Origin of the sequence: Novosphingopyxis sp. (assembly GCF_965218915.1) — a bacterium.
Classification (GTDB): domain Bacteria; phylum Pseudomonadota; class Alphaproteobacteria; order Sphingomonadales; family Sphingomonadaceae; genus Novosphingopyxis.
In genome coordinates, this window is sequence record NZ_OZ244708.1 from 36,746 (window position 1) to 61,033 (window position 24,288).

24 protein-coding genes are annotated in these 24,288 nt (G+C 66.5%); 7 read left to right on the forward strand and 17 right to left on the reverse strand.

Translation table 11 applies throughout. The annotated features are described in order from the left end of the window. Window positions 1-11: 11 nt before the first annotated feature. Window positions 12-641 carry an ankyrin repeat domain-containing protein gene (locus tag ACOQPC_RS00205; protein ID WP_420606672.1) on the reverse strand — a complete coding sequence of 210 codons (630 nt, stop codon included), beginning with the start codon at window positions 639-641 and terminating at the stop codon, window positions 12-14. A gap of 60 nt (window positions 642-701) precedes the next feature. Between ACOQPC_RS00205 and ACOQPC_RS00210 the strand changes: the two genes are divergently transcribed. From ACOQPC_RS00210 to ACOQPC_RS00220, 3 genes are read left to right on the forward strand one after another with little or no spacing between them, the layout of a single operon-like run. Further along, window positions 702-1,328, forward strand: coding sequence for an SCO family protein (locus ACOQPC_RS00210; protein WP_420606673.1), 627 nt, complete (start codon window positions 702-704; stop codon window positions 1,326-1,328). Further along, window positions 1,325-1,750, forward strand: a complete 426-nt coding sequence (locus ACOQPC_RS00215; RefSeq protein ID WP_420606674.1) for a YcgN family cysteine cluster protein — start codon at window positions 1,325-1,327, stop codon at window positions 1,748-1,750. The genes ACOQPC_RS00210 and ACOQPC_RS00215 overlap by 4 nt, the downstream gene beginning before the upstream one ends. Then, window positions 1,734-2,462 carry a M48 family metallopeptidase gene (locus ACOQPC_RS00220; RefSeq protein ID WP_420606675.1) on the forward strand — a complete coding sequence of 243 codons (729 nt, stop codon included), beginning with the start codon at window positions 1,734-1,736 and terminating at the stop codon, window positions 2,460-2,462. The genes ACOQPC_RS00215 and ACOQPC_RS00220 overlap by 17 nt, the downstream gene beginning before the upstream one ends. Here ACOQPC_RS00220 and ACOQPC_RS00225 read toward each other — a convergent pair. From ACOQPC_RS00225 to ACOQPC_RS00250, 6 genes are all read right to left on the reverse strand, one after another. Beyond that, window positions 2,456-4,570, reverse strand: a complete 2,115-nt coding sequence (locus tag ACOQPC_RS00225) for a transglycosylase domain-containing protein (RefSeq protein ID WP_420606676.1) — start codon at window positions 4,568-4,570, stop codon at window positions 2,456-2,458. The genes ACOQPC_RS00220 and ACOQPC_RS00225 overlap by 7 nt on opposite strands. Before the next feature lie 84 nt (window positions 4,571-4,654). Beyond that, window positions 4,655-5,065: a peptide-methionine (R)-S-oxide reductase MsrB gene (msrB, locus tag ACOQPC_RS00230; protein ID WP_420606677.1), complete on the reverse strand. Its 411-nt coding sequence runs from the start codon at window positions 5,063-5,065 to the stop codon at window positions 4,655-4,657. A 136-nt stretch (window positions 5,066-5,201) separates the two neighbouring features. Further along, window positions 5,202-6,242, reverse strand: a complete 1,041-nt coding sequence (gene holA / locus ACOQPC_RS00235) for a DNA polymerase III subunit delta (protein WP_420606678.1) — start codon at window positions 6,240-6,242, stop codon at window positions 5,202-5,204. Continuing rightward, window positions 6,239-6,727 carry an LPS assembly lipoprotein LptE gene (lptE, locus tag ACOQPC_RS00240; protein ID WP_420608175.1) on the reverse strand — a complete coding sequence of 163 codons (489 nt, stop codon included), beginning with the start codon at window positions 6,725-6,727 and terminating at the stop codon, window positions 6,239-6,241. The genes holA and lptE overlap by 4 nt, the downstream gene beginning before the upstream one ends. Beyond that, the gene (gene leuS / locus ACOQPC_RS00245; RefSeq protein ID WP_420606679.1) at window positions 6,727-9,315 is read right to left on the reverse strand and encodes a leucine--tRNA ligase; all 2,589 of its coding nucleotides are present in this window, start codon (window positions 9,313-9,315) and stop codon (window positions 6,727-6,729) included. The genes lptE and leuS overlap by 1 nt, the downstream gene beginning before the upstream one ends. Window positions 9,316-9,325: 10 nt before the next feature. Then, complete coding sequence (locus ACOQPC_RS00250) at window positions 9,326-9,757, reverse strand: DUF3576 domain-containing protein (protein ID WP_420606680.1); 432 nt, start codon at window positions 9,755-9,757, stop codon at window positions 9,326-9,328. A gap of 283 nt (window positions 9,758-10,040) precedes the next feature. Between ACOQPC_RS00250 and ACOQPC_RS00255 the strand changes: the two genes are divergently transcribed. Then, window positions 10,041-10,772, forward strand: coding sequence for a hypothetical protein (locus tag ACOQPC_RS00255; protein ID WP_420606681.1), 732 nt, complete (start codon window positions 10,041-10,043; stop codon window positions 10,770-10,772). Between the two features lie 33 nt (window positions 10,773-10,805). Here ACOQPC_RS00255 and ACOQPC_RS00260 read toward each other — a convergent pair whose 3' ends face one another. Continuing rightward, a complete protein-coding gene (locus ACOQPC_RS00260; protein WP_420606682.1) occupies window positions 10,806-11,369 on the reverse strand; it encodes a thiamine phosphate synthase in 564 nt (187 codons plus the stop codon). 23 nt (window positions 11,370-11,392) lie between these two features. Between ACOQPC_RS00260 and ACOQPC_RS00265 the strand changes: the two genes are divergently transcribed. Beyond that, complete coding sequence (locus tag ACOQPC_RS00265) at window positions 11,393-12,055, forward strand: YggS family pyridoxal phosphate-dependent enzyme (protein WP_420606683.1); 663 nt, start codon at window positions 11,393-11,395, stop codon at window positions 12,053-12,055. 11 nt (window positions 12,056-12,066) lie between these two features. Here ACOQPC_RS00265 and ACOQPC_RS00270 read toward each other — a convergent pair whose 3' ends face one another. From ACOQPC_RS00270 to ACOQPC_RS00305, 8 genes are all read right to left on the reverse strand, one after another. Then, window positions 12,067-13,953, reverse strand: coding sequence for a cation:proton antiporter (locus ACOQPC_RS00270; protein WP_420606684.1), 1,887 nt, complete (start codon window positions 13,951-13,953; stop codon window positions 12,067-12,069). 105 nt (window positions 13,954-14,058) lie between these two features. Further along, window positions 14,059-14,748: a ligase-associated DNA damage response endonuclease PdeM gene (pdeM, locus tag ACOQPC_RS00275; protein WP_420606685.1), complete on the reverse strand. Its 690-nt coding sequence runs from the start codon at window positions 14,746-14,748 to the stop codon at window positions 14,059-14,061. Beyond that, on the reverse strand, window positions 14,748-15,902 hold the full coding sequence (locus ACOQPC_RS00280; RefSeq protein ID WP_420606686.1) for an aspartyl protease family protein: 1,155 nt from the start codon (window positions 15,900-15,902) through the stop codon (window positions 14,748-14,750). Before ACOQPC_RS00280 ends, pdeM begins: the two co-directional genes overlap by 1 nt. A 170-nt stretch (window positions 15,903-16,072) precedes the next feature. Beyond that, on the reverse strand, window positions 16,073-18,496 hold the full coding sequence (locus ACOQPC_RS00285) for a ligase-associated DNA damage response DEXH box helicase (protein WP_420606687.1): 2,424 nt from the start codon (window positions 18,494-18,496) through the stop codon (window positions 16,073-16,075). A 9-nt stretch (window positions 18,497-18,505) separates the two neighbouring features. Continuing rightward, the gene (locus ACOQPC_RS00290) at window positions 18,506-18,694 is read right to left on the reverse strand and encodes a hypothetical protein (RefSeq protein ID WP_420606688.1); all 189 of its coding nucleotides are present in this window, start codon (window positions 18,692-18,694) and stop codon (window positions 18,506-18,508) included. Between the two features lie 425 nt (window positions 18,695-19,119). Beyond that, the gene (pgmG, locus tag ACOQPC_RS00295) at window positions 19,120-20,508 is read right to left on the reverse strand and encodes a phosphoglucomutase/phosphomannomutase PgmG (protein ID WP_420606689.1); all 1,389 of its coding nucleotides are present in this window, start codon (window positions 20,506-20,508) and stop codon (window positions 19,120-19,122) included. Between the two features lie 35 nt (window positions 20,509-20,543). Continuing rightward, the gene (locus ACOQPC_RS00300) at window positions 20,544-20,819 is read right to left on the reverse strand and encodes a molecular chaperone DnaJ (RefSeq protein ID WP_420606690.1); all 276 of its coding nucleotides are present in this window, start codon (window positions 20,817-20,819) and stop codon (window positions 20,544-20,546) included. After that, on the reverse strand, window positions 20,816-21,595 hold the full coding sequence (locus ACOQPC_RS00305; RefSeq protein WP_420606691.1) for a division plane positioning ATPase MipZ: 780 nt from the start codon (window positions 21,593-21,595) through the stop codon (window positions 20,816-20,818). Before ACOQPC_RS00305 ends, ACOQPC_RS00300 begins: the two co-directional genes overlap by 4 nt. 129 nt (window positions 21,596-21,724) lie before the next feature. On the opposite strand from ACOQPC_RS00305, the gene panC reads away from it, so the two are divergent. Further along, window positions 21,725-22,567: a pantoate--beta-alanine ligase gene (gene panC / locus ACOQPC_RS00310; protein WP_420606692.1), complete on the forward strand. Its 843-nt coding sequence runs from the start codon at window positions 21,725-21,727 to the stop codon at window positions 22,565-22,567. 85 nt (window positions 22,568-22,652) lie between these two features. Next, entirely contained in the window at window positions 22,653-22,949 is a 297-nt protein-coding gene (locus tag ACOQPC_RS00315) for a hypothetical protein (RefSeq protein ID WP_420606693.1), read from the forward strand. Window positions 22,950-23,097: 148 nt separating this feature from the next. Here the strand turns inward: ACOQPC_RS00315 and ACOQPC_RS00320 are convergent, their stop codons facing one another. Further along, window positions 23,098-24,237: a GNAT family N-acetyltransferase gene (locus tag ACOQPC_RS00320; RefSeq protein WP_420606694.1), complete on the reverse strand. Its 1,140-nt coding sequence runs from the start codon at window positions 24,235-24,237 to the stop codon at window positions 23,098-23,100. Window positions 24,238-24,288: the final 51 nt, after the last annotated feature.

The following is a 24,288-nucleotide window of genomic DNA, read 5'->3' on the forward strand; positions in this document are numbered from 1 at the left end:
AGGCTGCGCGTCTATTTGATCCCGGAAAAATCCAGCTCGCCCTGCTGCCTGGCCGGCTTCGTTTCGCCCTTTGCTTCGAGCAGGTTCAGGATTTCGCGCGCGCGCCCGTCCTGCCGCGCATAATCGCGCGCCGACCGGCCGCTGACATGATCGGCGATGTCCGGATCGGCGCCGTATTTCAGCAGCAGGCGCACCGTCTCGGGATCGCGCAGCTGCACCGCGCGGATCAGCGGCGTCTCGCCGGCGCGGTTGGTCTCGTCCACCTTCCCGCCATAGGTCAGCAGCGTGTCCATTCCGTCGAGATAGCCGAGCTGCGTTGCGAGCATCAGCGGGGTGTCGCCGTTCCTGTCGCCGATATTGGGATCGGCGTGGTTGGCGAGCAGGAATTTGATCCACTGCGAATCGCGCCGCTCGACCACCAGATGCATGGCGGTGCGGCCATCGTCAGCCCTGCGTGCGTTCACGATATTGGTGCCCGGAACCTGCAGCGCGGTGGTGACCTTGTCGCCATCGCGATCTTCCACCGCCTTGAGGAATGTGTAGCCGGGCGAGACGGACTGCTGCGCGCTTGCCACGTCGCCCGGCGCGGGCAGCACGGCGAAACTGGATGCGAAAAGGGCGGCAATGACTATATGGCGCATAGGGAATGGACCGGTTGGTGGTTGATCGGCATGTTTTAGCAGACCAAGGGAAAGCCTGTCATGAACAAAGCCGGATTTTTCAGTTTTTTCGCCGCGCTGCTGCTCGCTTCCTGCAATTCCGCGCCGCAGGCACCCGCGCAGCCCGAGCGCCCCCCGCTGGAGGGCGCGACCATCGGCGGGCCGTTCACGCTCACCGGCAGCGACGGCAAGCCGGTATCCTTCAGCGATTTCGACGGCAAATACCGGATCGTCTATTTCGGCTATACCTACTGCCCGGACGTCTGCCCGGTCGACCTGCAGCGGATCAGCGCGGGGCTGCGGCGTTATACCAAGGAACATCCCAAACTGGGGCTGCAGATCCAGCCGATCTTCATCACCGTCGATCCGGCGCGCGATACGCCCAAGATCATGGGAGAATATGTCCGCCATTTCGGCAAGCGGCTGATCGGGCTCACCGGCACGCCCGAGCAGATCGCCGAGGTCGCCAAGCAATTCGCCGTCTATTACAGCAAGGAAGCAGGCTCGAGCCCGCAGGATTATCTGATGGCACATTCGCAGACGCCCTATCTGATGGGACGTGACGGCGAGCCGCTGGCGGTGCTGCCGGTCGACGACCCGGCCACGCCCGATACCGACGAGGGCAGCGCGCAGGCGGTGTCCGACGAACTGGCGCGCTGGGTCGTATGAGCGAGAAATTCTGGGAACAGCCGATCGAAACGCTCGATCGCGGCGAGTGGGAGGCGCTGTGCGACGGCTGCGGCCAATGCTGCATGCACAAGATCGAGGACGCCGACACGGGGCGCATCCACGACACCAACGTCGCCTGCCGCCTGCTCGATCTGGAGACCGCGCGCTGTTCCGATTATCGCCGCCGCCGCTTTCTGGTCCCCGACTGCATCCGGCTGTCGCGGGCCAAGATCGCGTCCTTTCCCTGGCTGCCCGCCACCTGCGCCTATCGTCTGCGCGCCGAGGGCAAGCCTCTGTTCGATTGGCATTATCTGATCAGCGGCAGCGCCGAGAGCGTGCACGAGGCGGGCGTCTCGATGCGCGGCCGCGCGGTTTCCGAAAGCGTGGCGGGGCCGCTCGAGACCCATGTTCTGGAAGACTGACGCGCCGACGCTCGAGGTCGGCGGGCGGGTCTATCCGCTGCGGATCAAACGGCTGGCGCGGGCCAGGCGGATGAGCTTGCGGGCCGATCCGGTGCGCGGCGAGGTCAAGGTCACCGGCCCCATGCGGCTCACCGCCGCCGAGGCGCTGGCCTTTGCCGGATCGCGCCGAACCTGGCTCGCCGAGCGCTTCGCTGCGGCGGCCGAGCCGGTGCGTCTGGAACCCGGCGCGACGATCGGTTTTTGCGGCGAACCGCTCGAGATCGTCCACGACCCAGGCACCCGGCGCGGCGTCGCCATCGATGGCGAAACCTTGCGCGTCGGCGGACCGCTCGAACATGTCGGCGCGCGCGTCGAACGCTGGCTCAGGCGCGAGGCGAAGCGACGGATGGCCGACGATCTCGCCGTTTACTGCGCCCGTGCGGGCTGCGATCTGCCCAAGCTTTCGATCGGCGACGCGCGCTCGCGCTGGGGCAGCTGTTCGAGCCGCGGTCACATCCGGCTCGGCTGGCGTCTGGTGATGGCGCCGCCCGCCGTACGCCGCTCGGTCGTCGCGCACGAGGTCGCCCATCTCACGCACATGGACCACAGTTCGCGTTTCTACACGCTGCTCGACCGCCTGTTCGAGGGCGATCGCAAAGCCTGCGACGCCTGGCTGAAGAAACATGGCAGCGGCTTGCACATGGTCGGCGCGAACGAAGCTGCCGCTCAGTAGATCAGCTCGTCCTGGCCGTCCTCGCTGGGCCGTTCGTCGGCCTTGGGCTGCGGCGGTCGAACCGCCTCGGGGCGGCGCGGCGCCGGCTGCGGATCGGGTTTGCGCTGGCCGCGTCCCAGCGCGCGATCGATCCAGCTATCATCGAGCACCGGTGCATCCTGTTGCGGCAGCTGGCCGTCGCCGGTCGGTGGATTGCCCTCGACCGGCAGGCCATATTCGTCGACGAAATCGCCGCCCTCCGGCGCGCCGAAATAGGCATCGTCTTCGTCTTCCAACTGCCAGTCGGGCAGCACCACATCGGTATCGAATTTCTGTACCGGACGCTTGGCGACCGCGGATTTCATGAAGGCGGCCCAGGCGCGCGCGGGCGCGGTGCCGCCCTGCAGCCCGCCGACCGCCTTGGCGTCGTCGCGGCCCATCCACACGCCGGTGGTGAGCCCGCTGGAAAAACCGAAAAAGGTGCCGTCCTTGTTGCTCGTCGTGGTGCCGGTCTTGCCCGCCGCGGGCCGGCCGATCTGCGCGGCGCGGCCGGTGCCGGCGTTGACCGCGGTCTGGAGCAGATCGGTCATCGACGCCGCGACATAATCGTCGACCAGCGGTGCACCCGTGCGCTCGCGGCGCTGGTAGAGCACTTCGTCGTCGATCGTCGTAACCTTGGTGATGCCATAGGGCTCGATCGCGCGGCCGCCATCGGAAACCTCGGCAAAGGCGCGGGTCATGTCGATCAGCCGCACTTCGGACGTGCCGAGCACCATCGCCGGATGGGTGTTGATCGGCGTGGTGATGCCGAAGCGCCGGGCCATGCCCGCGACGGTGCCGAAACCGAGCTCGTTGCCGATCTGCGCCGCGACGGTGTTCTTGGAAAAGGCAAAGGCGTTGCGCACCGACATCGGCCCGGCATAGCTGCCGCCGCTGTTGCGCGGCGTCCAGCCGTCGATCTGGACCGGCTCGTCGGTGACCACGTCATCGGGGCTGTAGCCCGATTCCAGCGCGGCGAGATAGACGAACAGCTTCCAGCTCGATCCGGGCTGGCGCACCGCGGTGACCGCGCGGTTGTAGTTCGAGCTGACATAATCGGACCCGCCGACCATCGCGCGCACCGCGCCGTCATTCTCCATCGACACCAGCGCGCCCTGCGCGCCGGACGGCACGTTGGACTGGATCGCCGCGGTGGCGAGCCGCTGCATCGACAGGTCGACCGTGGTCCACACGTCGATCGGCTGGATCGTCTCGTCGATCAGCGTGTCGAGCTGCGGCAGCGCCCAGTCGGTGAAATAGCGCACGCTGTTCTGCGGCGGCTCGGGCGCCAGCGCGACATCGGCGGGCTCGGTCGCGGCGGCCTGTCCGGGCGAAATCACGCCGGTGTCCTGCATTGCGCGCAGCACGACCGAGGCGCGGCCGATCGCCGCCTGCGCGTCGGCGGTGGGCGAGTAGTTGGACGGCGCCTTGACCAGCCCGGCGATGATCGCCGCCTCGCCGAGATCCAGATTGGTCGCGCCATGGTCGAAGAATTTGCGGCTGGCCGCGTCGATGCCGTAGGCGCCGCCGCCGAAATAGACCTTGTTGAGATACAGCTCGAGGATCTGGTCCTTGGAGAATTTGCTCTCCATCGCCATCGCCAGGATCGCCTCGCGGATTTTGCGGCCGACGCTGTAGCTGTTGTTGAGGAAGATGGTGCGGGCAAGCTGCTGCGTGATGGTCGATGCGCCCTGCAGCCGCCGGTCGGTGTCGCGGTTCTGCCAGGCGAAATAGAGCGAGCGGGCCATGCCCTTGGGATCGACGCCGAGATGCGAGCGAAAGCGCCGATCCTCGATCGAGATCATCGCGTCCTTCATCACCGCGGGGATTTCCGCGCTGGGCAGCCAGCGGCCGTAGCTGGGCCCGATTTCCTGAATGATCGCGCCATCGACAGCGCGCACCCGGATCATCTGCCCCTGCTCGATATTCTTGAGATCGGTATAGCTCGGCAACTCCGAGCGCGCCACCGCCACCATCACGACCAGCGCGATCAGTCCGATGAGAGCGAGGCCAATACCGATCTGGGCCAGACGCACGAATGTGCGCATGACCGGACCTCTCCGCCTATCCGATGATTTCGCCCTCGCCATGCAAGCGGTCCGATACTCCCAACCTGCCGCTCTCACAAGCGGCACGGGGCTTTACCGGCGCTGAATGGCGCGGAGTCGGGGGTCTCAGCTGCGGTCCTCGTCGTCGGGTTCGAAATCGAGCGAGGCGCTGTTCATGCAGTAGCGCAGGCCGGTGGGCGGCGGACCATCGGGGAAGACATGGCCCAGATGGCTTTCGCAACTGGCGCAGCGCGCTTCGGTGCGGACCATGCCGTGACTGGTGTCGCGAACCTCCTCGACGGCGTTCTCGGTGACCGCCTGCGTGAAGCTGGGCCAACCGGAGCCGCTGTCGAACTTGTCGGCGGATTCGAACAGTTCGTTGCCGCAGGCGGCGCAGAAATAGGTGCCGTCGCGCTTCTCGCCGTTCAGCTTGCCCGTAAAGGCGCGCTCGGTGCCGCCTTCGCGCAGGATGTGGAACCGTTCGTCGCCCAGCTTTTCGCGCCAGTCGGCATCGGTCATCGTCTTTTCTTCGGTCATGGCGGGCATCCGGAAAACATCAGGGCGGAAAACATCAGGGAAGCTATGATCGGCGAAACGCGCATCGCCCAGTGCTGTTCCCTGTAGCGGCGGGCGAGAATGATTTTGCCGCGCCCGGTTTGGCGAGCGGTCGCCGCTATCGTCCGCGCGGTTGGGCGGCGCGCGCGATCAGCAGCAGTTCGTTCGCGAGCATGGGCCCCGCCAGCTCCGATCCACCGCTCATCAGCCGCCGCTCCAGCTCGAACAGGCGCGCATTGAGCCGCGCCAGCCGCGCCGACGACCATACCGACAGCGCTTGCTTGTACGCGCCTTGCTCCTTGAAGAAGATGCTGCGGGTGCGGTCGACCAGCGGGCCGGCCTGCGCGCCATGGTCGACTTCGGCGCGCAGGCCGGCGAGCTGCACCACGCGCCGCTGCAGCGCTTTCACGATCCGCACCTCGTTGACGCCGAGTTGGCGCGCGTCGGCAATCTCCGCGCCGCTGCGGGCGATGTCCCCCGCCATCACCGCACCCAGCAGGCCGGCCATATTCTCTTCCAGCGTCTCCGCGCCGAGCTTTGCCAGCATGTCCGGCTCCACGATCGCCGGACGATCCGGCGCGGCGTCGCAATAGAGCGCGATCTTCTCGATCTCGCCCGCCGCCAGCGTGCGGTCGAAGCCGGTGGATTCGGCGAGCCGCCGGGCCATCATCCGGTCCATGCGCAGGCCCGCCGCCTGCGCCAGCGCCTCGACATGCGCCGCCGCTTCCTGCTCGCCGGGCGGGTAGCAGGCGAGCATCATCACCGCGCGATGGGATTGCCCGAGCTTGCGCAGCTTGTTGGCGGGCGTCAGATTGCCGGTGGTGGCGATCACCGGCGTGTCGGCTCCGTTCGCTTCGAGCAGGTTCTCGATGGCGGCAAGGCCCTCGTCGCGCTGCAGCCGCAGGCGGATGTAGCGCTTGTCGCCGAACAGCGAGATCGATGCCGCCTCGTCGGCGAGCAGGGCCGGGTCGGCGCGCAGCTGCGATCCGTCGATATCGATGCGCTCGGCATCCTTCATCTCGGCCGAAAGCTTGCGCGCGACATCCTCGATCGTGGAGGGATCGGTCCCGAACAGCAGGAACAGGCGGATGTCGGCGCGTTTCCCGATGGCGGCGATCAGATCGCGCTCGCGAAGCTTTCTGCCGCCCGGCCTGCTCATGGCGCAGCGCGGGCCCGCGCGGACAGGCGCGTGACGATCTGGCCGGCGAGCCGCTCGGCGAGATTTTCCAGCGCGGTGTTTTCCGCCGCGATCACGGCATATTCCGATCCCACGACATCGATGCCCGCATCGCTGCCCTCGGTCGCGTCCAGGATGATGTCGCCGCTGGTGAGATCGGTCAGCTGGTAGCGCGCGCGCAAGGTGCGGCGTTCGCGGGTCAGCGCATCGTCGCTGCGCACGCCGAAGCCCTCGATATCGTCGTCGAGCTTGACCGTCAGCCGGTACCGCGGCGCGCCCGCGCCGAGCGGCTGCAGCCGGTCCTGCAATGCGTTGCGCACCAGCCAGCCGCCGCGGCCCGCGATCGGCTCCACCTCGACACTGCCGAGCGCATTGGCCACCGCCCCGTCGCTGCCGCCGGCATAAAGCGGCCGCAGCCCGCAGGACGGCAGCAGCATCAGGAGCAGGGCAAGGGCGGCCAGACGCATCATATGACGATGTTCACCAGCCGGTCGGGTACCACGATCACCTTGCGCACGGGCGCGCCATCCATGCTGCGCCGGACATTTTCAGATGCCAGCGCGGCTTCTTCCAGCGCGGCCTTGTCCATGCCCTTGGGCACGGTCAGCGTGTCGCGCAGCTTGCCCTTGACCTGGATCGCCACGGTGACCTCGTCCTCGATCAGCAGCGCGGGATCGTACGTGGGCCAGGCGGCATCGGCGATCAGCCCGTCGCCGCCGAGCTTTTCCCAGGCCTCCTCGGCGAGATGCGGGGCCATCGGCGCGACCAGCAGCACGAGAGTGCGGATCGCCTCGGCGCGCGTGGCGGAGGGACCCGCCTTTTCGGTGGCGTTGGTCAGCGCGTAAATCTTGGCCACCGCCTTGTTGAACGACAGCGCCTCGATATCATCGCCCACGCCAGCGATGGTCTGGTGCAGCTTGCGCTTGAGCGGCTTGTCCTCACCCTGCGCAGCATCGGCCGATCCGACCAGCCGCCACACGCGCTGGACGAAGCGCCAGGCGCCCTCGATCCCGGCTTCGGACCACAGCAGATCGCGCTCGGGGGGGCTGTCGGACAGCATGAACCAGCGCACCGCGTCCGCGCCATATTGATCGACGATCGCATCGGGATCGACGACGTTCTTCTTGGACTTGGACATTTTTTCGATGCGACCCGCAGTGGCCGGGCTGCCGTCCGAAATGCGCATCCAGTCCGCGCCGTCTTGCTCGACCTCGTCGGGCGAGAGCCAGCTGCCGTCGCCCGCTTGCCAGGTCTGATGCGTCACCATCCCCTGCGTGAACAGGCTTTTGAAGGGCTCGGCCATATCGATCGTGCCGATCGATTGCAGCGCGCGCGTCCAGAAGCGCGCGTAGAGCAGATGCAAAATCGCATGCTCCACCCCGCCGATATACTGGCCGACGGGCAGCCAGCTTTCGGCTTCCGCCCTGTCGAACGGCTTGTCCTCGGGCTGGCTGGCGAAGCGGATGAAATACCAGCTGCTGTCAACAAACGTGTCCAGCGTATCGGTCTCACGCCGCGCCAGCCTGCCGCATTTGGGGCAGACGATCTTGCTCCAAGTCGGATGGCGACCCAGCGGATTGCCGGGCGCGGCGAAGTCGATGTCCTCGGGCAGGATGATCGGCAGCTGGTCCTTCGGCACCGGCACCGCGCCGCAAGCATCGCAGTGGATGATCGGGATCGGCGTGCCCCAGTAACGCTGGCGCGAAACGCCCCAGTCGCGCAGCCGCCAGGTGGTGGTCGCCTCGCCCCAGCCCTCGCTGGCGGCGCGGTCGATCACCATTGTCTTGGCGTCTTCGATGCTCATGCCGTCGAGGAAGCGCGAGTTTACGATCGTGCCCTCGCCATTATAGGCCGCGTCGCCGACCGGCTCGCCCGCATCGCCGGTGGCCGAGACCACACGGTTGATCGGCAGGCCATATTTGGTCGCGAACTCATAGTCGCGCTGGTCGTGCGCGGGCACGCCGAACACCGCGCCGGTGCCATAGTCCATCAGCACGAAATTGGCGACGTAGACCGGCAGCAGCCAGTCCGGATCGAGCGGATGCGCGGCCTTCAGCCCGGTATCAAACCCGCGCTTTTCGGCGGTCTCGAGCTCGGCGGCGGAGGTGCCGGAGAGACGGTATTCGGCGGCGAAGTCGGCGAGAGCGGGGTCGTCTTCGGCCAGCGCCAACGCGACGGGATGATCGGCGGCGACGGCAACGAAGCTCGCGCCGAAGATGGTGTCGGGGCGGGTGGAGAAGACCTCGATGCTCCCCCTCCCGCCTGCGGGGGGGGGCTGGGGGATGGGATTGGTGTCAGGTAAAACAGGCCCACCCCCGGCCCCTCCCGCAAGCGGGAGGGGAGAAGAAAGCGCAAAGCTGAACCGCAGCCCCTGGCTCTTGCCGATCCAGTTGGCCTGCATCAGCCGCACCTTGTCCGGCCAGTCTTCGAGCTTGTCCAGACCGTCCAGCAGCTCCTCGGCGAAATCGGTGATCTTGAGAAACCACTGGCTGAGCTTGCGCCGCTCGACCGGCGCGCCCGAGCGCCAACCCTTGCCGTCGATCACCTGCTCGTTGGCGAGCACGGTCCGGTCGACCGGGTCCCAGTTGACCGCGCTTTCCTTGCGGTAGACCAGCCCCGCCTCGAACAGATCGAGGAACAGCGCCTGTTCGTGCCCGTAATAATCGGGCTCGCAGGTGGCCAGTTCGCGGCTCCAGTCGAACGCGAAGCCGATACGCTTCAGCTGCGATTTCATGTGCGCGATATTGGCGCGGGTCCATTCCCCCGGATGCACGCCCTTTTCCATCGCGGCGTTTTCGGCCGGCATGCCGAACGCGTCCCAGCCCATCGGGTGGAGCACGGCGTGGCCGGTCATCGCCTTGTAGCGCGCCAGCACGTCGCCCATCGTGTAATTGCGGACATGGCCGATATGGATGCGCCCCGAGGGATAGGGGAACATCTCCAGCACATAGGATTTGGGCCGGTCCGGATGGCGATCGGCGGAAAAGCTGGCATCCGCTTCCCAGCGCTTCTGCCACCGCGCATCGGCGGTGTGCGGGTTGAAACGGTCGGCCATCAGCGCCCGATCAGCTGGCGATGGCGGAGCGCCTCAGGTCGCGCGCCTTGCCGAGGATGATCTGTTCCATCTTCTGCACCGTGGCCGCGCGCACCGGCGCATCGACCCAGGTGCCGCCATTGTTGGTCTGGCGCGAGGCGGCGACGCGCAGCGCATCGGCGCGCAGATCCTGGTCGAGAATGGTGACGGTCATCTTCATCCGTTCGTTCGGGCTCTGCGGATTGACGTACCAGTCGGTCACGATCACGCCGCCCGCGCTGTCGGTCTGCAGCAGCGGCATGAAGCTCAGCGTATCGAGCGAGGCGCGCCATAGATAGCTGTTGACGCCGATGGTCGTCACTTGGCTGGCGGCGAGATCGGCGCGCGGGCGGTCCTTGCCGCCGCAGGCGCCCAGCGCCAGGGTCGATGCGATCAGGATGGCGGAAACGGGAAGGCGCGTCATGCGCATGGGAAACCTCGGGGCGTCTGAGAGAAAACGGGTTACGGCGTTTCTATAGATGCAATCGCCGCAAGGGCAAGGATGGTGCGTCAGCGCAGGTTAACCCCGGATGGCTGACGGGAGTCTGTGAGATAAAGGACACAGACTCGCGACAAAATAAAATAGTCAGCATGGCGAGCGCTTTAAGCGGAACCGGAATCGGCGTAGGCCGGTTCGTATCAGCACCAACAGGTGGGCTTCAAAAATGTCTTCGGGACGCAAACAGCTTTGGATCATGGGGGGTGCCGTGGCCGCCGCCGTGGCGCTGTGCGGAACGGGCATGGTGGCTGCTTATCCCGCGGCTCCCCGCGAGTCGGGCGGTGAGTTCTCCAGGATTCTGCTCGACCCTTCGGTCGGGCTGTTCACGCCGGCAGGCCTCGATGCCGAATCGGCGCGGCGCTTCAAGCAAGCCGCGGTCGCGAGTCGCGGCAAGTTTCGTTTTACCCCCGCAGGCGTCAGCCAGGCCCGCAGTCGCACGGTGACGGTAGCGGTACGTGCGTCGCTCGACGAGGCGCCGCGTGCGGTTTCGGTACGCAACGTCATTGCCGCGAGCGAGGCTGGCACCCGTACCGCATCGCGCGAAAGCGGGTTGTCGATCAAACCGACCAAATATGAACTCGGCGCGGCCAAGGGCTGGACCAGTTTTGCGCTGCCGACCGAGTCGCGCAAGAGCAACATTCCCGCGATCGGCCAGCTCGGCGCCGGATCGGGTTATCGGCTCGATGACGACGAACAAAGCGCCAAGCGGAGCAAGTTCAATACCCGCGTGACGCTCGAATCGCCGAACGCGAGTCGCGCGGTGCAGCGCCGGATCGGCGGCGCCAATGAATATGCGCTCGACGTTGGCGGCAGCTATTCGATCGCAAAGGGTGTCGATGTCACCGCGGGCGTTCGTGTCGAGAGCGAGCAGGAAGCGCCGATCGTCGACGAACAGCGTGACAGCCAGGCGGTCTATCTCGGAACGCTGATCCGCTTTTGATCGGTCGGGCTTTGGTGCGATGCCATTTTTCCGTCATTTTGTGAGCGAATCGATTGCGGCCCAGCCTGTTACCGGAAGCGCCCGCATCATCGCGTAGCGCGCGCGTCTCATCCCGCCGAGCGCTACCACATTGCCGAATAGTGCAGCTTGTCCCGCCAACTGACGGAATCCCGCGGCGCCGAGCGGCTTGCGGCCGGGATGCGTGCGCGTGGGAAAGACCGGCGAGACAAGCAGCCAGTCCGCCCCGCTTCGCACCGCGTCGCGCAGCTCGCGTCGGCCATGCACGGGCGCGCTTCGCGGAAATGCTTCACCGGGCTCCCTCGCGCCTGTGCGACCGTGCACGCCATCCGCCTGCCAGCGCCGCGCCGTCTTGGCGTCGTCCGCCAGAAAAAGACGATGCCCGCGCTGTTTAGCAATCCTTCGCAGCCGCCGAAACAATATGCGTCGTGCGATGGGATCGAGATCATGATGACGCAGCACAATCGCGCTGCCGCGGGGAAGCGCGCGTGCGCTTGCGTACAAGGACTCGCCCAGCCGCGGATCGGTCATCAGCCAGATGCACGGGGCCTTGCCGCGCGATGCTTTGCCCTTCGCCATGGCGGCGGCTATAGGCACGGGCCATGACCGACGCGAGCCCCCTCACCGACATTCGATCCCGCATCGCCGCCGCCGCCCTGCGCGCCGGACGCGAGACCGGCGATATCGAGCTGATCGCGGTGTCGAAGACGCGCAGCGCCGGAGATATCCGCACGCTGCTGGAAGAGGGCCATCGCAGCTTCGGCGAGAACCGCGTCGGGGAGGCGGAAGGGAAATGGCCGGAGCTGCGCGCGGACTATCCGGACGCGCAGCTGCACATGATCGGCCAGCTGCAATCGAACAAGGCGGAGGCTGCCGCCGCGCTGTTCGATGTGATCCACACCGTCGACCGCCCCTCGCTGGTCAAGGCGCTGGGCAAGCTGGTCGCCGACGGGAAAACCTGCCCGCCCTGTTTTCTGCAGGTCGACATCGGCGAGGAGGAGCAGAAGGGCGGCTGCGCGATCGGCGGCATCGCTGCGCTGCTGGAGCGGGCGCGCAAGGCCGGACTCGATATGATCGGCCTGATGTGCATCCCGCCGTTGGAGGTGGAGCCGGCGCCCTATTTCGCGCTGCTCGCCAAACTGGCGGACGAACATGGTCTGCGCCGTCTCAGCATGGGCATGTCGGCGGATTACGAGACCGCGGTCATGCTGGGCGCGACGCAGGTGCGCGTCGGCACGGCATTGTTCGGACCGCGCCCCGCCTGATCCACCTGATCTCAGGCCGGGTCGGGCAGCGCCCCGCCACTGCCGCGGCCCTTAGCCACCGTCTCGCGTTCCACCGATTTCTCCCGCGCCTCTTCCTTGCGCGCGCGCTCCTCCATCTTTTGCGCCTTCAGCTCCTCGGGCGTGTCGGGCGCCACGAAGCTGATGATGATGTCGTCCTCTTCGATCGTCGGCCGCGCGATAGTGGAGAAAAACAACAGCCGCTTGTCCGGTTTCACCACCGCCACCGGCTCCTCGCCCTTGTCGAGATTGGCGAGGAAGCTCTCGTAATTGAATTTTTCGGTGATCTGCGTCTTGGAAAAAATCCAGCCGTCGCGCTGACGGTCCTGCAGCGTCTCGAAGGTCGGGCCGCTCTCCATCAGCGTGCGGCCGCGGCCGACGCGCTGCTGCGATCCCTCGTCGGAATTGACGAGCGTGATCTGGTCGTAGCCGACCTCGGGGCCGAGATCGGTGCCGACGAGCTGGTTGTAGCTGTCATTCTCGGTCGCCACGATCAGATGCTGAAACTGGCCCATGTCGACGGCATGGCCGTGCGCTTCGTCGAGAATCTCGCCCTGGTGGATTTCGAGATCCTGCCGCCGCGCCGAGCGCAGCGCGAACTTGCTCGTGTCGGACACCACCACGCGGTAACCGAGACCCTTCAGGAACTTGCCGAGGTCGATCGTCCAGCGGTTGGCGCCGACCATCAGCACGCCCTCGCCCTTGCCCATGTCGATACCCAGGCGCCTCGCCACCCAACTGGCCGAGAAGCCATGCGCGACGATGGTGGCGATGACCACGCCGAACACCAGCGGCACCAAGGCGTCGGCGCCCTCATAACCCAGATCGACCAGGCGCAGCGCGAACAGACCGGTCACCGCGATGGCGACGATGCCGCGCGGCGCGATCCAGGCGATGAACAGCTGTTCGCGCAGCGGAATGCCGGAGAGGAACAGGCTGGTGAGCACGGTGACCGGCCGCACCACGAACAGCAGCAGCAGGAGGAACAGGAGGAAACGCGCCTGGAACGCCTGGATCGTCTCCCAGTCGAGCGTGGCCGAGAGCAGGATAAACACCCCGCTGATCAGCAGCACCGCCAGATCCTCCTTGAACCGGTGCAGCGCGCGGCTGGAATGGACCGGCTTGTTGGCCATGACCACGCCCATGATGGTGACCGTGATGAGGCCGGTCTCATGCATGATGATGTCGGCGACGACGAAACCGAAGATCACGGTGATGAGCAGCAGCGGCGCCTTCAGATATTCGGGCACGAGGCCGCGCGGGAACATCCAGGTAAGCGCGTAGCCCAGCGCCGCCCCGATCAGTCCGGCGAGGAAGGTGGCGCCCACCACCTCGAACCCGATGCCGGCATAATCGACGCTGTCGCCGCGATAGCTGATGAAGGCGTAGATCGCCACCGCGAGCAGGGCGCCGATCGGATCGTTGACGATGCCCTCCCATTTCAGGATGTCGCGCACGCGGTTGGGCACGCGCAGCGTGCGCAGCATCGGCCCGATCACGGTCGGCCCGGTCACCACCAGGATCCCGCCGAACAGGGCGGCGACGGAAATCGGCAGGCCGGCTCCGTAATGGACCGCGGCGGTGCCGAGCGCCCAGCCCACCGGCACGCCGACGATGACCAGCCGCGCCACCCCCCATCCGGCGTAGCGAAGTTCCCGGAAATTGAGGCTGAGGCCGCCCTCGAACAGGATCACCGCCACCGCCAGCTTGACGATCGGTTCGAGCAGGGTGCCGAAATCGCGTTCGGGCTCGATCAGGCCGAGCGCCGGACCGGCGATCAGGCCGGCGACCAGCATCAGGGCGATGGCCGGCAGGTTCGTGCGCCAGGCGACCCACTGCGCGCCGATGCCGAGGACACCGATCAGCGCGATCTTGACCATGAGGGAATCGAGCGGGATCATTGGCTGGCTTATGCGAAAGCTGCGGCGTCGTGGCCAGAAAAAAGGCTTATGGAAAGGAGCGCGAAAAGGCGTGTCGCGAACGGCTTAGGCACGGCGCCGGCTCCTCGGTCTTGAAGCGTCCAGCGGGAAGCAGGCGAGCCGTTCGGCCAGCGCCACCAGCGCCTCGGCGCGGCCGCCGCAGGCGCGCGCGATCTCCGGATGGCCGGCGTCGAGGCCGCCGGTTAGCGCGCCAAAGGCGGGTAGGATCAGCTTGGTCGGCGTGCGCAGGAAGCAGCGGCGGGCAATATGGCGGCCGCGTATCGTCATGCGCAATTTGGGGTGGAAATGGCCGGACAATTCGGGCCGGCTCTCGCCCGGCTTGGCTTCGTGGCGCAGCAGCACGCCGTCCACCTCCAGCTCGGCGAGTGCCCGCCCGCCCCAGCGCCCGCTCACCTCCCGGTCGTGATTGCCGCGAATCCAGGTCCAGTCGAGCGCAGCCGTCAACCGCTGCAGCGAGTTGGCCGCATGGCGATCGAGCCGGGCCTCGCCGCCATCGTCATGATAATTGTCCCCCAGGCACAACACGCGCTCGGCCCGGGTCAGTTCGACCAGCGCCGCCACCGCCTCGATCGTGGCGCGGCTGTCGTAGGGCGGCAGCATCTGGCCGTGGGCGGCATAGAAACTGCCTTTTTCCAGATGCAGGTCGGCCAGCAGCAGCGCGCGCCGCTCGGGCCACCACAGGGCGGCATCTCCCGCCACGAACAGGCGGCGACCGGCGAACGAAAGGGGAACCATCAATCCGCTATGCGGGAGCGGCGCGGTCCGCGCAAGTCCTCCGGCAGCATCCTTCCGGACATCGCCGCGACGGAGCGATCGAAGCCGGTCCGCCGCTGCCGGGCGGGGATGCCGAACTGTACCTGGCGCTTGTCGAAATCAATCGCGACCCGGTCGAACAGGCCGATCACGTCCATGCCCAGCAGCAAAGCGGGTTTTTCGCTCAAACCCAGCACCTCGAAGGCATAGGCGTCGGCGAAACTGATCGGCAGATCCCGCACTATGGCCTCGCCGATCTCGATCCGGTCGGCCAGTGCGATGATCGCCTTGATCCGGTCGCCCGTCACGCTCTGCAGAAATCCGGTCGCCGCCTTGGTGCTGCGCTTGCCCAGCAATTTGTCGCGCAGGGCAAGATTGCCGATGCTGGTCTGGGTGCCGGTATCGATCACGAGATCGACCGCGATGCCGTTGATCGTCGCCTGGTGGATCACCATGCGCCCACGCACCCGCCGTGCGGTGACGACGATGGTGCCGTCCGGCGCGACTCCGGGTTGCAGTTTGCGGCCGGTCTTTTCCACCGTCATGCGGTCCGCGCCGAAATTCATGACCACGCGGTGGCCGTCCAGCCCGTCCAGCCCGATCAGCCCGTTCGCGCCCAGATTGCGGCGCGCCAGTGCGGGCGCCTCCAGATTTTCGATCGCGAAGCTGTCGGTTTCCAGCCGGTCGACGTAAAAGGACGGCGCGACATGGCGGCCCGCGATGGTGGCGAGGCCGAGCGCCGGTCCCATTTCCAGCAGCAGCTGCCGGGCCAGCTCGTCGGAGATGACCGAGCGTTCCGACCCGGTGTCGACGATAAAATAATAAGGACCGGTGCCGTTCACCTCGACCGCGACGGCGACGCGGTTCGAGCGGTCGATGCGGAAGGGCTGAAACAGCGGCGGCATGGGCTGAGCCGCCAGAGGCGCGGGCAAGGGCAGCGGCGCGGTCTGCGCGGTCGCGGCGCTGGAGCAGAGCGCCATAAGCGCAACGAGCATGCGTAGGGTGACAAGGGTGACGCTATGGTCACGGGAAATTCCGGTGAGACGTGCAAGATGATCGACAAACCGTCGCGAAAAGCGCTGCAGCGCGAGGCGAGCCTGAAAGGTCACCCGGTAGCGATAGCAGAAGGCGGTCAAGTAGGACAGCTGGTTTGGGAGTGAGCGTTCCTCTCAATGCAAATACACCGTCATCCCGGACTTGATCCGGGATTCAGGGCGAGATCGAACTGCCGCTGGACCTGGATCCCGGGTCAGCCCGGATGACGGTGGTTTTTTTGGTTGTCGGAAGCGGGTTTCACCTCCCCGCATCACATCGCCATCGCCTCGGCGATCAGCGCTTCGGCCTCGGCGATCAGCGCGTCGTCGGCGGTTCCCGTGGCCACGGTTTCGCGGCCGATCAGCACCAGCACCGGCACCGCCAACGGACTCACCCGCTCCAGTTCCACATGCAGCATGGTGTCGGCGGCACGGTCCAGCAGATCGCCGAGCCGCCCGACATCGGTGAGCCGCGCGCGCGCATCGTGCCAGGCGGCCTCCAACAGCACATGGCCGGGTTCGTATTTGCGCAACACGTCGTAGATCAGATCGGTGGAAAAGGTCACCTGCTTGCCGGTCTTGCGCCGGCCGGGATGCTGACGCTCGACCAGCCCACCGATCACCGAAACCTCGCGGAAGGCGCGCTTGAGCAACGCCGATTGCTGCACCCAGTCGGTGAACTCCTCGCGCAATATGTCCTTGGAGAACAGCGCGGCGGGATCGGTCACCGGCTCAAGGCCGTAGCAGGCCAGCGCATAGTCGTTCGAGACGAAGCCGAGCGGCTTCAGCCCGCGCGTCTCCATGCGTTTCGTCAGGAGCATGCCGAGCGACTGGTGCGCGTTCCAGCCCTCGAAGCTGTAGGCGACCATATAATGGCGCCCTTCGCGCGGAAAGGTCTCGACCAGCAGCTGGCCGGGCTCGGGCAGGACCGAGCGTTCGGACTGGACGGACAGCCATTCCCGCACGTCCTCGGGGAAGCGCGCCCATTGTGCGCGATCGTACAAAAGTTCGCGCACCCGCGCGGCGAGATTGGTGCTGAGCGGCATGCGCGCCCCGACATAGGTGGGGATGCGCGCGGGCCGGGTGGTGGCGCGGACGATCAGGTCCGTGTCCTTGATCCGCTCGACCTCCAGGCTGAGGCCGGAGAAGAAAAAGGTGTCGCCGGGCGACAGCGAGGCGGCGAAAAACTCTTCCACAGTGCCGAGCTTGCGGCCGTTCTTGAAGCGCACGTCGAGCGTGGCGGCGTCGACGATGATCCCCGCGTTCATGCGATGCTGCGTTACGAAGCGCGGGTGGCTGACGCGCCAGCGCCGGTCGTTGCCCTCGCCGGTGCCGTCGGGCGCGAGCCGGCGGAAGCGATCGTAGCTTTTGAGCGCATAGCCGCCGTCGCGGATGAAATCGACGATGCGCGCGAACGCCTCGGCGGTCAGCGCGCTATAGGGCAGGGCGCTCCGCGCCTCGTCCAGCAGCTCCGCCTCGGCGAACGGCGCGGCGCAGGCCATGGCCATGATATGCTGCGCCAAGACATCGAGCCCGCCGGGGCGGAAGATGTCGGGGTCGCGCTCGTCCGCCTCGACCGCGTCGAGCGCGGCCTGTGCCTCGAGATATTCGAAGCGGTTGCCGGGCACCAGGATGGCCCTGCTCGGCTCGTCCAGCCGGTGGTTGGCGCGCCCGATCCGCTGGAGCAGGCGCGAGCTGCCCTTGGGCGCGCCCATCTGGACCACGCAGTCGATATCGCCCCAGTCGACGCCGAGATCGAGGCTGGCGGTGGCGACCAGCGCGCGTAGATCGCCGCGCGCCATCGCCGCCTCGACCTTGCGCCGCGCCTCGACCGCCAGGCTGCCATGGTGGATGCCGATCGGCAGGCCCGCATCATTGGCTTTCCACAAATCCTGGAAGATCAGCTCGGCCAGGCTGCGCGTGTTGCAGAAGACCAAGGTGGTGCGGTTGGCGGCGATCAGCTCCATGACCTGCGGCGCGGCGTAGCGGCCCGAATGGCCGGCCCAGGGCACGCGGCCGAGCGGCAGCAATATGTCGATATCGGGGTCCGCCCCCTTCTCTCCGAGTACCAGCCGGACGCTGTCGATATCGCCATAAGGGGCGAGCCAGGCGCGGTAACCGTCGGCATCGGCGACGGTGGCGGACAGCGCGGCGCGCCGCATCGCGGGTGCGATCCGTTGCAGGCGTGCCAACGAAAGCGCCAGCAGATCGCCGCGTTTCTGCGTGGCAAAGGCATGCACCTCGTCGATCACCACGCGCTTCAACTCCGCGAACAGGGTGAAGCTGTCGGCGTGCGAGAGCAGCAGGCTGAGCGATTCGGGCGTGGTGAGCAGGATGTTCGGCGGTCGCGCGCGCTGGCGCGCCTTGCGGTCCGAGGGGGTATCCCCGGTGCGCGTTTCGACGGTGAGATCGAGTCCGATTTCCTCGATAGGCGCCCTGAGGTTGCGCTGGATATCGACCGCCAGCGCCTTCAGCGGCGAAATATAGAGCGTGTGCAACCCCTCGACCGGGCCTTCTGCGGCATCCGCCAGAGTCGGCAGGAACCCCGCCAGCGTCTTGCCCGCGCCGGTGGATGCGACCAGCAGGGCATGTTCATTCGCGCGGTCCGCCCCCAGCATTTCCGCCTGATGCCGCCGCACCCTCCAGCCGCGGCCCGCGAACCAGGCGGCGATGGACGGCGGGACCGCGTCCGTCATATTTGTATCTCAGGCCAGCGGGTCGTTGCGCGCGTCCTCGGCGTCCTCGGCATCGGCGCGGTCGTAAAGCTCCTCGGTGGCGCGCTCGGTGTGCCGCAGATCGGCGGCGCTGGTGTCCTTCTTGTTGCGCAGCAGCGCCCAGGCGATCACTCCTACCAGCAGGATCGGCCCCAATATCGTCGCAAGTCCCCAGTCCATAGTCGCACTCCTGTTTCATTTGTCGCAGGCGTAACGGACGGGCGGCGCAAATTATCCCTGTAAGGGACCGGAGTTTGTCCTTGCTCTTCCCTCTCCCGCCCGGGCCCCACCGAAGTAGTACTTCGGTGGGTTCGCTTTGCGGGAGAGGAGCGAGACTTGGTCGGCGCGAAGCGGCGGCCTTAGTCGCAGCGGTGAGGGCTTACCCCCCCCCCCATGAAACAGTATTTTGTGGGAATTCCGGTGAGGAGATCGCCCGGTAGCGTCGACCTATCGATGGCGCTGGCGCGCCACCCACCCTCATCCAACTTCGTCTAGCTCCTCGCGGAGCAAGACTGCGTATCCTTCTCCCGCCCGAGCGGGAGAAGGATACGCTCTTGCCCGCTCCCGCTTGCCGGTGAGATTGTCGAATGCCCGTCAGGCCGGCCTCAATGCCCCGCCGCCTCCCCGCGTTCGATGCCGGACAGCGCCAGCTGCTCGTCGATCTGCGCCATCAGCCGATCCAGGCCCGCCTCGCTGTTCGCCTCGGCGCGGGCGACGAGCACGTCCTGCGTGTTCGAGGCGCGCAGCAGCCACCAGCCGTCCGCCGTGTTGACGCGCGCGCCGTCGATATCGCTCATGTCCGCGCCCGCGTCGCGCATGCGCGCCACGATCTCGTCGACCGCGGCAAACTTGCGCGCCTCGTCGACCTGGAAGCGCAGCTCGGGGGTATTGATCATCTCGGGCATTTCGGAGCGCAGCTCGGTTACCGATTTGCCCAGCGCACTCGCCGCCTTGATCAGCCGCACCGCGGCGTAGAGCGCGTCGTCAAACCCGTAATAATCGTGCTTGAAGAAGATGTGTCCGCTCATTTCGCCGGCCAGCGGGCTGCCGGTCTCCTTCATCTTGGATTTGATGAGGCTGTGCCCGGTCTTCCACATCAGGGGCTTGCCGCCGAGTTCGGCGATGCGGTTGTACAGCGCCTGGCTCGCCTTGACGTCTGCGATGATCGTTGCGCCCGGTTCTTCGGCCAGCACGTCGGCCGCGAAAATCTGCATCAGCTGATCGCCCCAGATGATGCGGCCCGCGCCGTCGATCGCACCGATCCGGTCGCCGTCGCCGTCGAACGCGATGCCGAAGTCCAGCCCTTCGTCGGCGACCAGCTTCTGCAAATCTTCCAGATTTTCCGGCTCGGTCGGGTCGGGATGATGGTTCGGAAATGTCCCGTCGACCTTGGTGTAGAGGCAGTGATGCTCGCCCGGCAGCTTGGTGATCAGCTCTTCCAGCGCAGGCCCGGCCGCGCCGTTGCCTGCGTCCCAGCCGACGCGGAACGGCGTGAATTCCTTCGCGCCGCGCGTGATGCGGTCGATATAGGCGTCCAGCATCGGCTGCTCGCGCGACGAACCTGACCCCTCGTCCCAGTCGCCGGCCGCGGCCATCGTGCCGAGCCTCTGGATATCCTCGCCGAAAAAGGGGCGGCCTTGGAAGACCATCTTGAAACCGTTGTAATCGGGCGGATTGTGGCTGCCGGTGATCATGATGCCGCCGTCGACATCGTCCATCGAAGCCTCGGCATAATAGAGCATCGGCGTGGGACCGAGCCCGACGCGCACCACGTCGCAGCCGGTGGCGGTGAGCCCGGCGACCAGGGCTTTCTCCAGCAACGGCGAGCTCTCGCGCCCGTCATAGCCGACCGCCACTGCCGACCCGCCCGCGCGCGTGATCAGCGTACCGAAGCCGCGCCCGATCGCGTCCGCATCCGCCGCGCCCAGCGTTTTTCCAAGGATTCCGCGAATGTCGTATTCGCGCAAGGAACTGGAGTGGAATTGGTGGGGCATGATGGGTCCTTCGAAGCGGGTCTATGCGCCCTAAACTATTGCAGAGGCCGCCCGGTTGCACGCGCCAGCAGCAGATCGCGCGCCTCGGTCAGCGATTGCAGCGTTGCGGCGTCACCCGTTGCATCGGGGCGCAGCGCGGCGACCTTGCGCCGCCACGCCGCGCGGATATCGTCGGCACCGGCATCGTCGCGCACGCCCAGCAGCCTTGCCGCGTCGCGCGCCGGGCCGGCATCGCCGAGCCGCTTGGCCTTGCCCTTCCACCAGAACCAGACGACCGCGGCCAGCACCGCCAGGAGCAGCAGCTTGCTCATGCGGGCACCGGCAGCTTCAGATGCAGTGCGGCGATCAGCTGGCGTAGCTCCTGCCGCGCGGCGATGTGGCTGGTGCCGAGCTGGCCGAGCTGGCCTTTATCCAGCAGCGTGAGACCGCTGGGGAACAGCTCGCGGTAGATCACGCGCTCGCTGAGGCCGGGGATCACGCGAAAACCGACGCGCTTGGCCAGCGCATCGAGCGCGCTGCCGACGCGCTGCTGGTTGCGCGCCTCCAGATTGTGCAGGCGGTTCCTGAGCACCACCCAGTCGATCGACAGCCCGTCGGTGCGCGCGCGCCGCGTCCGCGCTTCCCAGATCAGCTCGGCATAGAAGCTGATCTTGGTGACTTCGAAACTCTCCGGATCGACCTTTCCGATCAGATCGAAATCGACGAAACTGTCGTTGATCGGCGTGACCAGCGTGTCCGACCGCGTGGCGACGTAGCGCGCAGGCACATCGTCGCGGCCCGGCGTATCGAACAGCAGGAAGTCCGCGCCCTCGCCCATCCGGTCGATCTGCGCCTGAAGCTCAGCCTCGCTCGATCCCTCGAACGCCTCGAAGCGGGGCGTGGCGAGATCGATGTCGCGGCGCCGGGCGGTGTCGCTGCGATTCTCCAGATAGCGGTAGAGCGTGCGCTGGCGACTATCGAGATCGATGCAGGCGACGCGCGCGCCCTGCATCGCCAGGCCCACGGCGACATGAACGGCGGTGGTCGATTTGCCGGTGCCGCCCTTTTCATTGGCGAAAACGATTGCGTGCGGGCCGTGGGCGGCCATGAAATTCCCCCTGAGTCCGGCAAATGGCTTGAGGCGAAACGCCCGGACTGACATGCGTTTGCGCCCGGAATTTGCCGATCACCGGCATGCGGGGCTATGGCGGCCGGGTTTACAGAAGGGACGTTGGTGGTGCAATTGATCAATCGCCTCGATGCGCTGGCCCCTGCGGTTTCCGACCTCAAAACCCGTGGAAGCCTGGCGCTGGTGCCGACCATGGGCGCGCTGCACGCCGGGCATTTGCGGTTGGTGGAGGCCGCGCGCGAACGGGCCGACGCGGTGGCGGTGTCGATCTTCGTCAATCCCGCGCAGTTCGGCGAGGGCGAGGATTGGGATGCCTATCCGCGCACTTTGGAGGCGGACCGGGCCAAGCTGGCGGCGGCGGGCGTGAACCTGCTCTGGGCCCCCTCGACGGACGAGGTTTACGGGCCCGGCTTTGCCACATCGGTGCGGGTGTCGGGGGTCAGCGAGGGGCTGGACGGCGCGTCGCGGCCCGGCCATTTCGACGGCGTGGCGCTGGTCGTCGCCAAATTGTTCAATCAAATACGGCCGGATGTCGCTTTTTTCGGGCAGAAGGATTTTCAGCAACTGGCCGTGATCCGGCGGATGGCGCGCGACCTCGATTTCCCGGTCGAGATCGTCGGCATTCCGACCGTGCGTGATGCCGACGGGCTCGCGCTATCCTCGCGCAACGCCTATCTTTCGGAGGAAGCGCGGGCAAATGCGGTCGCGCTGCCCGATGCGCTGAATGCCGCGGCTGAGGCCATTCTCGGCGGCGCGAATGTCGGCGCTACGCTGGCCGAAGCGAAGGACGGCATGCGCGCCGCGGGCTTCTCCTTGATCGACTATCTGGAGCTGCGCGATGGGGACAGCCTTGCACCTTTGTCGGCTTGGCAAGCAGGCGCGCGGCTGTTCGTCGCGGCGCGGATCGAGGGCACCCGATTGATCGACAATATCGAAGTCACGCCAAAATAACCGCGCCCGCGTTAACCTTTCGTTGACCATCTTCTGGTGATTTGTCCCCATTGGAGGCAAAGGGACAGGGACAGGGACAGGGCATATGGGCAGCAGTTTGAAGAGCGCGCGCTTTCTGATCGAAAGCAGAATGGCCGATGCGGCCACCGGCAATCCGGACGCATTATATGATCTGGGCATCGCTTATTCGACCGGATCGGGCGGCGTCGCCGTCGATCTGATCGAGGCGCATAAATGGTTCAACCTCGCCGCGCTCAACGGCAGCGAAGCGGGCATGACCTGCCGCGCCGAAATCGCCTACGACATGACCGCGCGAGAGATTGCCGAGGCCCAGCGCGAGGCGCGGTCCTGGCTGCGCTCGACCGAAGTTCGGGCGGCCTGAGGCCTTCCGGATCGAACCCGTTTCTGCCGTCATTCCGGACTTGATCCGGAATCCAGGGCGACACGGCACTGCGGTTGGGCTCTGGATCCCGGATCAAGTCCGGGATGACGACAGTTTTTAGGGGCGTGCGTCGCTCTCGACCATAAGCCTACCCGCCCTTCCGGAACGGCCCCATGTCGTTCAGAAATTCGATCTCCTGCGCCACCGCCTCGCGCTCGCGCTCCAGGAAATCATGCACCGCATCGCGAAAGCCCTCGTCGGCGATGAAATGCGCCGACCAGGTCGCCGTCGGCTCGTAGCCGCGCGCCAGCTTGTGCGATCCTTGTGCACCGGCCTCCACCGTGGCGAGCCCGCGCTCGATCGCGATATCGATCGCCTGATAATAGCATAGTTCGAAATGCAGGAACGGCACGTCGGTCAGCGCGCCCCAATAGCGGCCGTAGATGGTGTCGGGGCCGAGCAGGTTGAGCGCGCCCGCTATCGCCATGTCCCCGTCGAACGCCAGCACCAGCACCACCGCATCGCCCATCCGCTGCCCGAGCAGGTCGAAGGCGCTGCGCGTCAGATAGGGCGTGCCCCATTTGCGTGCGCCGGTGTCCTGATAGAATTGCCAGAAGGCGTCCCAATATTCAGTGCTGATGTGGGCGCCGCTGAAGCGTTCGATCCGCACCGCGCTTTGCGCCGCCGCGCGCTCTTTGCGGATATTTTTTCGTTTTCGCGAGGATAGCGCGCCGAGAAAATCGTCGAAACTGCCATAATCGCGGTTCTTCCAGTGAAACTGGCTGTCGGTGCGGATCAGCCAGCCCGCATCCCCGAACAGCGCGATCTGATCGGGCGCGACGAAGGTGGCATGCGCACTGCTCAGCCCGTTCTGCACCGCCAGCGTCTCGGCGGCGCTCAGCAGCGGCGCGGCCAGCACGTCATCGCGCAGCAACAGGCGCGGGCCGGGCACGGGCGAGAAGGGCGCGGCGATCTGCAGCTTGGGATAATAGCGCCCGCCCGCGCTTTCAAACGCATGCGCCCAGCTCTGGTCGAACACATATTCGCCCTGGCTGTGCGATTTCAGATAGGACGGCAGCGCGGCGGCGATTTTGCCGTTCGCGTCCCTGATGACGACCGGCGCGGGGCTCCAGCCGCTGCCCGGCCCGACGCTGCCCGAATCCTCCATCGCTGACAAAAAGGCGTGGCTGAGGAACGGGTTGCCCGAGGGGTTGCAGGCGTCCCATTCGGCGGCGGGAAGCGGTGCAACGCCCCTGGCGATTTCGGCGGTGATGGGGGTGTCAGGCATTGCTGGTGAAACGTTTCACGCGCCTGCCGTTCCCGGAAGCGCCGTTAATCC